This is a genomic window from Methylibium petroleiphilum PM1, assembly GCF_000015725.1.
Lineage (GTDB): Bacteria > Pseudomonadota > Gammaproteobacteria > Burkholderiales > Burkholderiaceae_C > Methylibium > Methylibium petroleiphilum.
In genome coordinates this window covers 274,131-286,905 of record NC_008825.1, presented here as the reverse complement: position 1 = coordinate 286,905, position 12,775 = coordinate 274,131, and the positions used below count along the sequence as shown (strand labels likewise).

At 70.1% G+C, this 12,775-nt stretch carries 13 protein-coding genes; 8 read left to right on the top strand and 5 right to left on the bottom strand.

Annotation, left to right across the window (positions count from 1 at the left end):
• Nucleotides 1–16 precede the first annotated feature (16 nt).
• Genes MPE_RS01310 through MPE_RS01300 form a run of 3 tightly spaced genes read left to right on the top strand, consistent with a single transcriptional unit; the run spans nucleotide 17 to nucleotide 2,119 of the window.
• A complete protein-coding gene (locus tag MPE_RS01310; protein WP_011827865.1) occupies nucleotides 17–538 on the top strand; it encodes an SET domain-containing protein in 522 nt (173 codons plus the stop codon).
• A 4-nt stretch (nucleotides 539–542) separates the two neighbouring features.
• On the top strand, nucleotides 543–1,418 hold the full coding sequence (locus tag MPE_RS01305) for a biotin--[acetyl-CoA-carboxylase] ligase (RefSeq protein ID WP_011827864.1): 876 nt from the start codon (nucleotides 543–545) through the stop codon (nucleotides 1,416–1,418).
• Nucleotides 1,412–2,119 (top strand): hypothetical protein, encoded by a 708-nt coding sequence (locus MPE_RS01300; RefSeq protein WP_011827863.1) that lies wholly within the window; start codon nucleotides 1,412–1,414, stop codon nucleotides 2,117–2,119. The genes MPE_RS01305 and MPE_RS01300 overlap by 7 nt, the downstream gene beginning before the upstream one ends.
• A gap of 24 nt (nucleotides 2,120–2,143) precedes the next feature.
• On the opposite strand, the gene MPE_RS01295 is transcribed toward MPE_RS01300, so the two are convergent.
• The 3 genes from MPE_RS01295 to tkt form a co-directional block, all read right to left on the bottom strand.
• Nucleotides 2,144–4,210, bottom strand: a complete 2,067-nt coding sequence (locus MPE_RS01295; protein WP_011827862.1) for a S8 family peptidase — start codon at nucleotides 4,208–4,210, stop codon at nucleotides 2,144–2,146.
• Between the two features lie 114 nt (nucleotides 4,211–4,324).
• Nucleotides 4,325–5,341 (bottom strand): type I glyceraldehyde-3-phosphate dehydrogenase, encoded by a 1,017-nt coding sequence (gap, locus tag MPE_RS01290; protein WP_011827861.1) that lies wholly within the window; start codon nucleotides 5,339–5,341, stop codon nucleotides 4,325–4,327.
• 149 nt (nucleotides 5,342–5,490) lie between these two features.
• A complete protein-coding gene (gene tkt / locus MPE_RS01285) occupies nucleotides 5,491–7,533 on the bottom strand; it encodes a transketolase (RefSeq protein WP_011827860.1) in 2,043 nt (680 codons plus the stop codon).
• A gap of 70 nt (nucleotides 7,534–7,603) precedes the next feature.
• Here tkt and speD point away from each other — a divergent pair, with 70 nt between their 5' ends.
• The 3 genes from speD to MPE_RS01270 are packed head-to-tail and all read left to right on the top strand — an operon-like array spanning nucleotide 7,604 to nucleotide 9,404.
• Complete coding sequence (speD, locus tag MPE_RS01280) at nucleotides 7,604–7,981, top strand: adenosylmethionine decarboxylase (protein ID WP_011827859.1); 378 nt, start codon at nucleotides 7,604–7,606, stop codon at nucleotides 7,979–7,981.
• On the top strand, nucleotides 7,978–8,682 hold the full coding sequence (gene murU, locus MPE_RS01275) for an N-acetylmuramate alpha-1-phosphate uridylyltransferase MurU (protein WP_011827858.1): 705 nt from the start codon (nucleotides 7,978–7,980) through the stop codon (nucleotides 8,680–8,682). The genes speD and murU overlap by 4 nt, the downstream gene beginning before the upstream one ends.
• Complete coding sequence (locus tag MPE_RS01270; protein WP_158304592.1) at nucleotides 8,679–9,404, top strand: hypothetical protein; 726 nt, start codon at nucleotides 8,679–8,681, stop codon at nucleotides 9,402–9,404. Before murU ends, MPE_RS01270 begins: the two co-directional genes overlap by 4 nt.
• Before the next feature lie 6 nt (nucleotides 9,405–9,410).
• Here the strand turns inward: MPE_RS01270 and MPE_RS01265 are convergent, their stop codons facing one another.
• A complete protein-coding gene (locus tag MPE_RS01265; RefSeq protein ID WP_011827856.1) occupies nucleotides 9,411–10,403 on the bottom strand; it encodes a potassium channel beta subunit family protein in 993 nt (330 codons plus the stop codon).
• Between the two features lie 102 nt (nucleotides 10,404–10,505).
• Here MPE_RS01265 and MPE_RS01260 point away from each other — a divergent pair, with 102 nt between their 5' ends.
• Entirely contained in the window at nucleotides 10,506–11,870 is a 1,365-nt protein-coding gene (locus tag MPE_RS01260; protein WP_011827855.1) for an aminopeptidase P N-terminal domain-containing protein, read from the top strand.
• Between the two features lie 22 nt (nucleotides 11,871–11,892).
• On the opposite strand, the gene MPE_RS01255 is transcribed toward MPE_RS01260, so the two are convergent.
• Entirely contained in the window at nucleotides 11,893–12,279 is a 387-nt protein-coding gene (locus tag MPE_RS01255) for a hypothetical protein (protein ID WP_011827854.1), read from the bottom strand.
• A gap of 279 nt (nucleotides 12,280–12,558) precedes the next feature.
• Here MPE_RS01255 and MPE_RS01250 point away from each other — a divergent pair, with 279 nt between their 5' ends.
• The gene (locus MPE_RS01250; protein ID WP_011827853.1) at nucleotides 12,559–12,771 is read left to right on the top strand and encodes a hypothetical protein; all 213 of its coding nucleotides are present in this window, start codon (nucleotides 12,559–12,561) and stop codon (nucleotides 12,769–12,771) included.
• The last annotated feature ends 4 nt before the right edge of the window (nucleotides 12,772–12,775 follow it).

The following is a 12,775-nucleotide window of genomic DNA, read 5'->3' as shown; positions in this document are numbered from 1 at the left end:
GTAGCCAAACTCGAACATGACGCAATCGACGCGCCGCAAGTCCGTCCCCGCCCCCCGGGCCGCCCGACAGGAGGCCGCCCCCGCGAGCCGCGACGGCCGGCGCATCCAGGTGCGGCGCTCCGGCGTGCACGGCAAGGGCGTCTTCGCGTTGCGGCCGCTGGCCAAGGGCGAGACGCTGATCGAGTACACCGGCGAGGTGATCGACTGGCCCGAGGCGCTGCGCCGCCATCCGCACGACCCCACCGACCCGCACCATACCTTCTACTTCAGCATCGATGAAGACCACGTGATCGACGCCAAGGTCGGCGGCAACGCGGCACGCTGGATCAACCACGCCTGCGCCCCCAACTGCGAGGCCGACGAGACAGACGGCCGCGTGTTCATCAAGACGCTGCGTGCCGTCAAGGCCGGCGAGGAGCTGTTCTACGATTACGGCCTGGTGATCGACGAGCGCTACACCCCCAAGCTGAAGAAGCAGTACGAATGCCGCTGCGGGCACAAGGCCTGCCGCGGCACCATGCTCGCGCCCAAGCGCTGACATCGTGCCCGACGCTGCCGTGCCTCCGCTACGCCGTGCCGTCGACGCGCCAGGCGCAGGCCTCGCGCCGCTGCGCTGGCCGCTCGAGGCGCTGTGGGCACAGCTCGAGCCTTTGAGGCCCGGCCTCAGCGTCGAGGCACTGGTCGAGACCGACTCCACCAGCACGCGCCTGCTGGAGCGTGCCCGCAACGGCGACAGCGCGCCCTGCCTGTTGGTCGCCGAACGACAGACGGCCGGCCGCGGGCGGCTCGGCCGCACCTGGTTCTCCGACACCGGATCCTCGTCGACGGCCGATGGCCTGGGTTCGCTGACCTTCTCGCTCGGCCTGACGCTGGCCCCCGCGGACTGGTCGGGTCTGTCGCTCGCCGTCGGCGTGGCGCTGGCCGAGGCCCTGCATCCCCGCGTTCGACTCAAGTGGCCGAACGATCTGTGGCTCACCGACGAAACGGCCCCCGACACTCCGGGACGCAAGCTTGGCGGCGTACTGATCGAAACCGTCGCGCTGTCCGATGGCAGCCGGCATGCCGTGATCGGTGTCGGCCTGAATCTGACGCGCCCCGAAACGCGACCCGAGTTCACCCAGGCGCCTGCGGGCTGGCGCGAGATCGAGCCGCTGGCACGCGCGCCAGAGTTGCTGGCGCGGCTGGCCCCGCCGCTGTTCATCGCCCTGGGGATCTTCGAACAACAGGGCTTCGCGGCCTTCACGGCGCGCTTCGCGGCGCGCGACGCGCTGGCCGGCCGGCCGGTGCAGACCACGGACCCCGGCGCCGAGCACGGCGTGGCCGACGGGGTCGATGCCCGTGGGGCACTGCGTGTGCGGACCGAACGCGGCGAGGAGTGCCTGATCCGCAGCGGCGAAGTGAGCGTGCGACCATGCTGAGGGCACTGGTGCTGGTGCTGCTGCTGGCCAACGCGGGCTTCTGGGTCTGGCGGCAGGGCTGGCTCGCGCCGCTGCACGGCGCGATCGGCGCCCGCCCGGAAGGCGAGCGCGAGCCCGAACGCCTGGCGATGCAGGTCGATCCCGACCGCCTCCGCCTGATCCCGGCCGAAGCGGCCTCGACCCCTGCCGCCGTGGCAGCGAGCGCAGCGACCAGCCCCGCCTCTGCCCCGCCCAGCGCGCCCCCGATGGCCTGCCTCGAGGCGGGCCCCTACAGCACGGCGGAACTGACGGTCGCCGAGGCGGCCGTCAAGGCCGCGCTGCCGGACCTCGGCTGGTCCGAGCGCGAACTCACGACGACCTGGTGGGTCGCGATGGGCCCATTCGCCGAGGCCGAGCAGATGCAGAAGAAGCGCGACGAACTGAAGCGCCGCAGCATCGCCCCCGAACTGGCCAGCGCCGCGCCCGGCAGCGCGCCGCTGCTGGTGATCAGCCGCCACGACAGCCGCGCCGCTGCGGAGAGCGAACTGACGACGCTGCTGGACCGCGGCGTGCGCACCGCCCGCGTGGTCAATGCCAGCGTGCCGCTGCGCCTGCTGCGCGTGGCGCAGGCCAGTGAGGCGCAGCAGGCGGCGCTGGCCGCGCTGCCGGCCGACAAGTTGCGCGGCAAGGCATTCCTGCCCTGTCCGGCCGACACGCTCTGAACTGCGAGCGGAGAGCCCGCGCCGTCAAGCGTCGCGCCCTGCGCTCAGCCGCCAGGCAGCCCCCACGGCCAGCGCCAGTGCCAGCAGGTAGGCCGGGCCGCCGAGGGCACCGCCACCGCCCCCCCCTCCGTTCGGCGACGCCGACACCACCGTCACGCGCCGCGACACGGTGGATTGCGTCGGGGGGTTGTTGTCATCGGTCACCGTGACCGCGACGGTGAAGCTTCCCGCTCCGGTCGGCGAGACGACACAGTTGGCCGAGCACCCGGAGACACTGCCGCTGACGATGCCGCCGCCGTCGACCAAGCTCCAGCTGAGGCTGCTGAGGTTGCGGCCGCTGATCAACCGGAACACGTCGGCCGTCAGAGAAACGTCTTGCCCCGCCCTCGGCGTCGCCGTGTTGACGACGATGTCGGCGATCAGGCCCGCGGCCGCGGAACGCACGGCCACGCGAGCATCGAGCATGCCGGCGCCGCAGGTGGTGGTGGTGCAGTCGCACTCGATCTGGTCGATGGGGTCGCCATTGACATCGAAACGCGGCGCCGTGCAGACGGGCGCGCTGGTGCTCGGGAAACGGCGCGAGCCGCCCTGGATCAGGCCCCGGATCTCGTCCGGCGTGAGCGTGGGCTGCACCGCGAGCATCAGCGCGGCCACGCCCGACACCAGCGGCGCCGAGAAGCTGGTGCCGACGGTGATGTCGTTCGTGCCGTCGGTGTAGGCCGAGGAGGCCGGCCCCTGCGAGCCGGAATTGGTCGTGGTGAGCAGCGGGTAGAGGCAGGGCCCGAAATCGTTGACGCAGTTGCCGGCAGGCGCACTGATCGAGACCGCCGACCCGAGGTCGGAGAAACCGACCTTGGTGCCGGAGTGACGCAGGCCACCGACAGCCATCACGCCACTGCAATTGCCCGGCGCACCGACCGCATGGCCGTTCGTATTGCCAGCAGCAGCCACCACCAGCGCGCCGGCGGCCACCACGTCGTCGACAGCGTCCTGGTACTCGCCGCAGCCCCCCTCGGTGCCGAGGCTGAGGTTGAGTATCCGGGCCGGATTCGGATTGGCCGCGATGTTGGGCACGGTCAGGCCGGCCGCCCAGCGCATGCCGATCACCACATCCGACACGTAGCCGCCGCACTTGCCGAGCACCCGGACCGGCAGGACGCGGGTGTTCCAGCCGGTCCCGGCCATGCCCACGCCGTTGTTCGTCAGCGCGCCGACGATGCCGGCAACCTGCGTGCCGTGCCAGGAACTCGGGGCTCCGTTGTAATTGCCCAGTGAGTCCGGCGAGGTGCAGTGATAGAAGTCCCCACCCACCGAGTTGTCTTCCTGCTGGGTGATCCAGTCACCCGGATCGCTGGCGTTGCTGTCACGCCCGTTGCCATCGTTCGACTCCGGCAGGGTACTGACGAAATCGTAGCCGGCCAGCAACTTGCCGGCGAGGTCGGGATGATCGAAGCGCACCCCCGTGTCCAGCACCGCCACGACCACGCTGGCGCTGCCTTGCGTGATGTCCCAGGCACGGGTGGCGTCGATCGCCGAGAGCGCCGGGGCGGCGGGAGTGCGCAGATACCACTGCCCCACGGCAGGGCCGTCGGCGCCGCCAAGCGTGTGCAACGGATCGTTCGGCACGGCCAGCGGCCTCACCCGACGATCGACCACCGCGAACTCAACGTCCGGATCGGCACGGAGTCGCCGCGCCAATGTCTCCGAATCGATGCCCCTGGCCAGCACGACCTGGGAGCGTTCGCTGATGGCACGGTGCGCGCGCAAGGCAAGACCGCGACGTTGGGCGACCGCGTCCATCCGTGCGGCGAGACGCTGCACCGTCGCGCCCTGCCCGGCATGGGCGATGCTCACCCGGTCGCTGCCGGCGCCGCGAACGGCATCATCACGGTACTTGACGATCACCCGAGCCGACGGCAGGTCGTCTGCCACGCCACCGGCGGCCACCGCGGTGCCCACGACCATCGGCTGAATGAAAAACAGCACGACGAGTGCCGCGAGAACACGGACAGCGGCTTGCATTGAGTGCATCGGGGATTTCGAAAAAGCGATGGATGGAGTGTAGAGGCGCGACCGCACCGAGCTTGACATCTCACGCCCGGTATCGGCCTGCGTTGACAGAGCTTTACCCGATGGTGCGAAGCCAGCCCACGAAAAAGGCCCCAAAGGGCCTTTGTCTGACAGGGGGCCTGCGCAGCGCCGTGATCACTTGGCAGCCATCAGCGCTACGGTGGTGTCCAGCATGCGATTGCTGAAACCCCACTCGTTGTCATACCAGCTCAGCACCTTGACGAGCTTGCCGTCCGGCGAAACGCGGGTCTGGGTCGAGTCGAAGGTGCTGGACGCCGGGTCGTGGTTGAAGTCCACGCTCACCAGAGGCGCGGTGTTGTAGGCCAGGATGCCCTTGAGCTCGCCCTCGGCCGCGGCCTTCAGCACGGCGTTGACCTCCTCGAGCGTCGTGGCGCGCTTGGCGGTGAAGGTCAGGTCGACCACCGACACGTTGATGGTCGGCACGCGGATCGCGAAGCCATCGAGCTTGCCGTTCAGTTCGGGCAGCACCAGGCCCACCGCAGCGGCGGCGCCGGTCTTGGTGGGGATCATCGACTGCGTGGCGCTGCGCGCGCGGCGCAGGTCCTCGTGGTACACGTCGGTCAGCACCTGGTCGTTGGTGTAAGCGTGGATGGTGGTCATCAGGCCCGACTCCAGGCCGATCTTCTCGTGCAGTGGCTTGACCAGCGGCGCCAGGCAGTTGGTGGTGCAGCTGGCGTTGCTGATCACCGTGTCGGTGGCCTTCAGCACGCCGTGGTTGACACCGAACACGATGGTCGCGTCCACGTCCTTGCCGCCCGGCGCCGAGATGATGACCTTCTTGGCGCCGCCCTTCAGGTGCGCCGAGGCCTTTTCCTTGGTCGTGAAGAAGCCGGTGCACTCCATCACCACGTCCACGCCGAGCTCGCCCCAAGGCAGCTCGGCCGGGTTGCGGTTGGCCAGCACGCGGATCTTGTCGCCGTTGATGACCATGTAGTCGCCGTCGACGCTGACCGTGCCTGGGAACCTGCCATGCGCGGTGTCGTACTGCGTCAGGTGGGCGTTGGTCTTCGGGTCGCCCAGATCGTTGATCGCGACGATCTGGATGTCGTGCTTCTTGCCGCCCTCGTAGTGGGCGCGGAGCACGTTGCGGCCGATGCGGCCGTAGCCATTGATGGCAACTTTGATGGTCATGGTATGGGTCTTCCTCAGCTTCGGTTCAATCCGGATTCATTCAGGCCAGCATTCGACGACAAAACGCCCCGCGCCGCCGCGCCGGCCCCGACATCCGGCCGTGCTCCCCGCGGCAGATGTCACGGAGCCTCGCAGCGGCGGGCGGGCCCTCACTTCTTCAGCACCCGGCGCACGGTCGCGGCCACGTTCTCGGCCGTGAAGCCGAAGTGCTTGAACAACGCACCGGCCGGGGCCGACTCGCCGTAGGTGTCGAGGCCGATGACGGCTGCGCAACCGTACTTCCACCAGCCATCGGTGACGCCGGCCTCCACCGCCACCCGCGGCAGCCCGTCGGGCAACACGCGGCGCTTGTAGGCCACGTCCTGGCGATCGAAGGTGGTGGTGCTGGGCATCGACACCACGCGCACCGCGATGCCGGCGGCGGCGAGCTGCTGCTGCGCATGCAGCGCGAGCTGCACCTCGGACCCGGTCGCGATGAGCACTGCCTGGGCCTTCCTCTTCAGCCCCACCTCGGCCGGCTCGGCCAGCACATAGGCGCCGCGCGCCACCTCGTCGAGCCCGGCCTTCGGCAGGTAGGGCAGGTTCTGACGCGACAGCAGCAGCGCGGTCGGGCGGTCCACGTTCAGCAGCGCCTTGGTCCACGCGATCGTGGTCTCGGCCGTGTCGGCGGGACGCCAGACATCGAGGTTCGGGATCAGCCGCAGGCTCGCGGCGTGCTCCACGCTCTGGTGCGTCGGGCCGTCCTCGCCGAGGCCGATGCTGTCGTGGGTGAAGACATGCACCACGCGCTGCTTCATCAGCGCGGCCATGCGGATGGCGTTGCGCGAGTAGTCGCTGAAGGTCAGGAAGGTGCCGCCGTAGGGGATGAAGCCGCCGTGCAGCGCGATGCCGTTCATCAACGCCGCCATGCCGAACTCGCGCACGCCGTAGTTGATGTGGCGGCCACCGTTCGAAGCACCTGCCGCATCGAAGCGCAGCGCCGGTGTGCTCTTGGTGTTGGTGAGATTCGAGCCGGTGAGGTCGGCACTGCCGCCCAGCAGTTCGGGCAACGCAGCGGTGAAGGCCTCCAGCGCGAGCTGGCTGGCCTTGCGGCTGGCGACCGTCTCGGCCTTGGCGTGTGCCGCGATGGCAGCGTCCACTGCGATCTGCGCAAAGTTCTCCGGCAGCGCGCCCGCCATCCGGCGTTCGAACTCGGCCGCGGCGGCGGGATGGTCGGCGCGGTAGGCCTCGAAGCGGCCTTCCCAGTCGGCCTGCAGGTTGGCACCGGCGTCCTTGGCGTCCCAGTCGTTGTAGGCCTCGGCCGGGATCTCGAATGGCGCATGCGGCCAGCCGATCGTGGCCCGCGTGAGCGCAATCTCCTCGGCGCCGAGCGGCTCGCCGTGCGCCTTGGCGGTATTGGCGCGGTTCGGTGAGCCCTTGCCGATCGCGGTCTTGCACACGATCAGACTGGGTTGGCCCACATGGCGCTTGGCTTGCGTGATCGCCGCGTCGACTGCATCGACATCGTGACCGTCGATCGGCCCGATCACATTCCAGCCGTAGGCCGCGAAGCGCTTCGCGGTGTCGTCCACGAACCACGGCGCCACCTGGCCATCGATGCTGATCCCGTTGTCGTCGTACAGCGCGATCAGCTTGTCGAGCTTCCAGGCGCCCGCCAGCGCGCTGGCCTCGTGGCTGATGCCCTCCATCAGGCAGCCGTCGCCGAGGAAGACATAGGTGTGATGATCGACGATGGCATAGCCGTCGCGGTTGAACTCCGCCGCCAGCAGCTTCTCGGCCAGCGCCATGCCGACCGCGTTGCTGAGGCCCTGCCCCAGCGGGCCGGTGGTCGTCTCGACGCCGGGCGTGATGCCGACCTCGGGGTGGCCCGGCGTCTTGCTGTGAAGCTGGCGGAAGTTGCGCAGTTCCTCGAGCGGCAGCGCATACCCGGTCAGGTGCAGCAGCGCATAGATCAGCATCGATCCGTGGCCGTTGCTCAGCACGAAGCGATCACGGTCGGCCCAGGCCGGGTTGGCCGGGTTGTGGCGCAGGTGTCGGCCCCACAGCGCGACCGCGATGTCGGCCATGCCCATCGGCGCGCCAGGGTGGCCCGAATTGGCCTGTTGCACTGCGTCCATCGCCAGCGCGCGGATCGCGTTGGCCATCAGCGAGGTGTCGGGGGTGGCGGGCGTGCGGGATTCGAGGGCAGCCATGGTTTGCAGGGGAAAAGGGCGCCACGGAAGCGGCAGAATCGACGATTTTACGAGCCCCGTCGCGCCACCCATGCAGGGTCTGCACCTCACCGCCGATTTGAGCGGCTGCCGCCGCGGCAGCCCGGCCCTGGTCGACGTGTCGGCGCTGCGCGCGCTGTGCCTGGGGGCCGTTCTCGACGCCGGCCTGCAGCCGGTCGGCGAGTGCTTCCATCCCTTCCCTTCCGAGGACGGCGAACCGCGCGGCGTCACCGGCGTGCTGCTGCTGGCCGAATCGCATCTCGCGGTGCACACGTGGCCCGAGCTGGACGCGGTGACGCTCGACGTGTATGCGTGCCACCGCCACGCCGACAACTCGGCGCGTGCCGAGGTCGTGATCGCGCGGCTGATCGAGGCCTTCGCGCCGGCGCGCGCCGAACGCCATGCGCTGCGCCGCGGGGCGGCCACATGAACGCGCCCGCATTGATCCTCGCCGCCGGCCGCGGCGAGCGCATGAGCCCGCTGACCGACCACACACCCAAGCCGCTGCTGCCGGTGCACGGCAAGCCGCTGATCGAGTGGCAGCTGGAGGCGCTGGCGCGCGACGGCGTGCGCCACGTGGTCATCAACACCGCCTGGCTCGAGGAGCAGTTCCCGGCCACGCTGGGCGACGGTTCGCGCTTCGGGCTGAGCATCCGCTACTCGATGGAAGGCCGGCACTACGGCGGCGCGCTCGAAACCGCCGGCGGGATCGCCACCGCGCTGCCGCTGTTGCAATCGGACACCTTTTGGGTCATGGCGGGCGATGCCTACATGCCCGGCTTCCGATTCGATGCGCTGCACGTGAACGACTTCATGGCCGGTGGCGATCTGGCCCACCTCTGGCTCGTGCCCAACCCGCCGCAACACCCCTGCGGCGACTTCGGCCTCAGTGACAAAGGCCGCATCCTGGCGGGCGACGATGCGGCGGTCATCACTCGTTACACGTACTCCACGGTGGGCTTGTTCCAATCGAGACTGGTCGAGGGCGTGCCGCCGGGGCAGAAGGCGCCGCTGCGACCTCATTTCGATGCGGCGATCGCCCGCGACCGGATCAGCGGCAGCCTCTACCTGGGGCCCTGGACCGACGTCGGTACGCCGCAACGCTGGCAGGCCTTGCAGGATGGGAGTTGAGAGCGATGGACGGGGTGGGCTCACCGCTGCTCTGGTTGCTGAGCGTGCCGGTCGCCGTGCTGCTGCAGCGCGGCGCCGTGCACGGCCTGCGCGCCGCCTGGCTGGCGCATGAACCGGTGTCCGGCGACCACACCGACTCGGTCGTCTACCACCGCAGCCTGTGGACCCCCGGCGAGCCCCAGGTGCTGGTCGCGGCCGGCCTGCTGCTGGCGAGCGGCCTGGCCGCTGCGGCAGGCCTGCAGCTCGAGGGCTGGCCGCTGTGGCCCGCCGGCTTGCTGTGGCTCGCCGCCGTGGTCTGGGACCTGTGGACCTGGGAGCGGGTGGCAGCGAGCGTCAAGTTCGTCTCGTGGCGGCGCGGCTGGCGGCATTCGGCGCGTCGCGTCGCGGTGTCGGACCTGAGCGAGGTCAACGTCGTCGAGCGGCGGCCGCGGGCGTCGCGAATTCCCGCTTGGGCGCGCCCCAGCACCTGCTATCTCGCGCTGGTGATGCGTGACGGCAAGGCGGTGAAGCTGCCGCGCACCGGCGCGCTGTTCGGCGGCGAGGCCGAGATCGAGCGCCTGGCCAATTTCGTGCGCATGCAGATGGACGTGGTGGCCGACAACCGCCGCCGTGCCGCCGCCGACAAGCGCTCGGCGGCGCGCCGCGCCATGCTGGAGCCGGTACCGGTGCACCCGTCGAACCGCATCGATCCGCTGGCGCTGAACCGCGGCGGACCGGGCTGAGCCGGTTCAGGCTGCCAGCGGCTTCGTCACCGCGTCGATCCGTGCCAGCACCTCCGGCGTGAGCCGCGGCGCGAGCGTCAAGGCCTTCAGGTTGTCTTGCAGCTGTGCGATGCGGCTGGCCCCGAGGATCACGGTGCTGACGCGCGGATTGCGGTTCGCCCAGGCGATCGCGAGCTGCGCGACCGTGCCGCCCAGATCGGCGGCAATCTCCTCGAGCTGGCCGACCGCGGCGTTCTTCGCCGGATCCGTGAGGCCGTCGCGCAGGAAGGCCATGTTCTCGAGCGCGCCACGGCTGCCCTCGGGGATGCCGCGTCGGTACTTGCCAGTCAGTAGGCCGCTCGCCAACGGGCTCCAGGTGGTCAGGCCCAGCCCGATGTCCTCATAGAGCCGCGCGTACTCCTCCTCGACGCGGCGGCGGTGGAACAGGTGGTACTGCGGCTGCTCCATCACCGGCTTGTGCAGGTGGTGCCGGTCCGCGATCTCCCAGGCGGCACGGATCTCCTGGGCGCTCCATTCGCTGGTGCCCCAGTAGAGCAGCTTGCCGCGGGTGATGAGGTCGTGGAAGGCCCAAACCGTCTCCTCGATCGGGGTGTGCGGGTCGGGCCGGTGGCAGAACACGAGGTCGACGAAATCAAGCTGCAGCCGCCGCAGCGCGCCGTCGATCGCCTGGTGCAGGTATTTGCGATTCAGCGTGTCCTGTCCGTTGATGCGCGGCCGCTCGCCCGGTTTCGCACGGTCCAGTCCCCAGAAGAACTTGGTCGACACGACAACGTCGAGCCGTGGCAGCCCGAGCTGGCGCAGCGCCTCGCCCATGATCGACTCGCTGCGGCCGTTGGCATAGATCTCGGCGTTGTCGAAGAAGTTGACGCCGGCATCGAAGGCAGCCGCGAGCATGTCCTTCGCGGCGCTCACATCGACCTGGTTGTGATAGGTCACCCAGGACCCGAGCGACAGTTCACTGACCTGCAGGCCCGAGCGGCCGAGACGGCGGTATTGCATGAGAGGGACTCCTGGTCTTCGATGATCGGTACCGCGCGCGGCGGGCACCTTGCCCCTGCCGCGCTCACTACACTGCAAGCGTACCCAGAACCGCATCGCCCCATGAGCCCCTCCGTCTATGCCGAGCGCCGCGCACGCCTGAGCACCGCGCTGCGCGAGGCCGGTGGCGGCATCGCCGTGCTGCCGACCGCGCCGGAGCGCACCCGCAACGCCGACAGCGAACACCCTTATCGCCACGACAGCGCGTTCTACTACCTGACCGGGTTCTCCGAGCCGGGCGCGCTGCTCGTCCTCGACGCCGCCGGTCGCAGCCTGCTGCTGTGCCGCCCGAAGGACGAGGAACGCGAGATCTGGGACGGCTACCGGCTCGGCCCCGAATCGGCGCCCGCCGCGCTGGGCATCGACGAGGCGATGCCGATCGAGGCGCTGGACACGGTGTTGCCGCAGCGGCTCGCCAACTGCCCGGCGGTGTGGTTCCCGTTCGGCGGACACGACGGGCTCGCGTCGCGCGTCGCCGGCTGGCTGGACAACGTGCGTGCGCGTTCACGCGCCGGCATCGAGTCGCCGACGCAGCAGCGCGACCTGGCTCGGTTGATCGACGAAATGCGCCTGTTCAAGGACCCGCACGAGGTGGCGCTGATGCGCCGCGCCGGCGAAATCGGCGCGGCCGGGCATGTGCGCGCCATGCAGGCCTGCCGGCCCGGCCTGCGTGAGTACCAGCTCGAGGCCGAACTGCTGCACGAGTTCCGCCGCAGTGGCGCCAGCGGCCCGGCCTACACGAGCATCGTCGCCGCGGGCCGCAACGCCTGCGTGCTGCACTACGCTGCCGGCGACGCTGAGCTGCGGCCCGGCGAGCTGTGCCTGATCGACGCCGGCTGCGAATACGGCAGCTATGCGAGCGACATCACGCGCAGCTTTCCGGTCGACGGCCGCTACACGGCGCCGCAACGTGCGCTCTATGAACTGGTGCTGGCCGCCCAGGAGGCCGCGATCGCCCACACCCGGCCCGGCGCCCGCAAGACCGACAGCCACTGGGCTGCGGTGCGCGCGCTGAGCGTCGGCCTGCTGGACCTGGGTCTGCTCGACCGCGACCGGCACGGCACGGTCGACGACGTGGTGGCCAGCGCCGCCTACAGGCGCTTCTACATGCACGGCACCGGCCACTGGCTGGGGCTGGACGTGCATGATGCCGGCGAGTACCTCGCCCTCGACGAGGCGCCGATCGAGCAGCCCGACGGGCTCGGCGGCCTCACCATCAAGAAGCCCTCGCGCCGTCTGCAGCCGGGCATGGTGGTCACGATCGAGCCCGGGCTCTACGTGCGGCCGGCCCCCGACGTGCCGGAGTGCTACTGGCACCTCGGCATCCGCATCGAGGACGACGCGCTCGTCACGCCCGACGGCTGCGAGCTGCTGAGCCGGGGCGTGCCGGTGCGGCCCGACGAGATCGAGGCGCTGATGCGCGGCTGAGTGCCGCGCGCCGCGCCGGGGGCTATTGCAGTTGCCCGGGTGCGCGGTGCCACAGCCGCTGGGCGGCTTCGGCCGGATCGACACCGACGGCATCCGCGACCTCGGCGGTCGGCATCAGGCGATCCCAATGGCCGAGCAGACGGTGCAGCGTGAGCCGGAACCCTTCGCTCAGCTGAGGGTGGTGGCTCAGGCAGCCGAGCTGCCGGCGCACCTTGGCCGCCATCAGCAGGCTCTGGCCGTGTGCCGCGAGCGGCTGGGCCAGCGCGGCCCGCTCCACCACGCCGGTCATCAAGGCCAGCGTGCCGGCCAGCAGCGCCTCGGCGCTCGGCAGCGTGCCGGGGTCGACGTCGTCGTCCGACAGTTCGGCCGGCAGGCGGCGCACGGCGCCTTCGGGATCGTTGCGATTCATTGCGAGCCTCCACCGCGCGGACGCGGGCGTGCTGAGTCGTCGGACTGGCTCGGGTGGGGGCCCTGGCTGCGATGGCACGGGTTCGGAGACCGGCGCCATGGCTTGTATTGTAATGAGAATCATTCTTATTATTCAAACCGCGCCGACACCTTCTCAGCACTCCGCCGTCCCCCCGATTCCCGGGCCCGCCCGGGGCGCGGCGCCACCCAGATCGAGGATGAAACAAAACGTACAGAGGCTCATCATGGCAGCGTAGACACTCGCGACACGGGGGAAACGATGCAGGAGCGGTTCGAGCACCGCGGCAAGGCCGTCGAGGTGTGGACCACGGGGCGCCAGAAGGGCCCGTGGAACTGGGCGTATCGGATCGACAGCGGCGCACCGCGCGAGAGCCGCAACCGCTTGCTGTCGAACGAGGTGGTGGTGTTCAACGAGGGCAAGGCCGCGGCCTGCGCCGAACTCGACCGGCTGACACGCGCCGGCGCGCGCTGAGCCA

What these genes read in the sequence shown, in the direction of transcription:
- tkt (WP_011827860.1), bottom strand. Translation starts at nt 7,533, where the DNA reads ATGGCTGCCCTCGAATCCCGCACGCCCGCCACCCCCGACACCTCGCTG.
- gap (WP_011827861.1), bottom strand. Translation starts at nt 5,341, where the DNA reads ATGACCATCAAAGTTGCCATCAATGGCTACGGCCGCATCGGCCGCAAC.
- MPE_RS01300 (WP_011827863.1), top strand. Translation starts at nt 1,412, where the DNA reads ATGCTGAGGGCACTGGTGCTGGTGCTGCTGCTGGCCAACGCGGGCTTC.
- MPE_RS01265 (WP_011827856.1), bottom strand. Translation starts at nt 10,403, where the DNA reads ATGCAATACCGCCGTCTCGGCCGCTCGGGCCTGCAGGTCAGTGAACTG.
- speD (WP_011827859.1), top strand. Translation starts at nt 7,604, where the DNA reads ATGCAGGGTCTGCACCTCACCGCCGATTTGAGCGGCTGCCGCCGCGGC.
- murU (WP_011827858.1), top strand. Translation starts at nt 7,978, where the DNA reads ATGAACGCGCCCGCATTGATCCTCGCCGCCGGCCGCGGCGAGCGCATG.
- MPE_RS01255 (WP_011827854.1), bottom strand. Translation starts at nt 12,279, where the DNA reads ATGAATCGCAACGATCCCGAAGGCGCCGTGCGCCGCCTGCCGGCCGAA.
- MPE_RS01310 (WP_011827865.1), top strand. Translation starts at nt 17, where the DNA reads ATGACGCAATCGACGCGCCGCAAGTCCGTCCCCGCCCCCCGGGCCGCC.
- MPE_RS01260 (WP_011827855.1), top strand. Translation starts at nt 10,506, where the DNA reads ATGAGCCCCTCCGTCTATGCCGAGCGCCGCGCACGCCTGAGCACCGCG.
- MPE_RS01250 (WP_011827853.1), top strand. Translation starts at nt 12,559, where the DNA reads ATGCAGGAGCGGTTCGAGCACCGCGGCAAGGCCGTCGAGGTGTGGACC.
- MPE_RS01295 (WP_011827862.1), bottom strand. Translation starts at nt 4,210, where the DNA reads ATGTCAAGCTCGGTGCGGTCGCGCCTCTACACTCCATCCATCGCTTTT.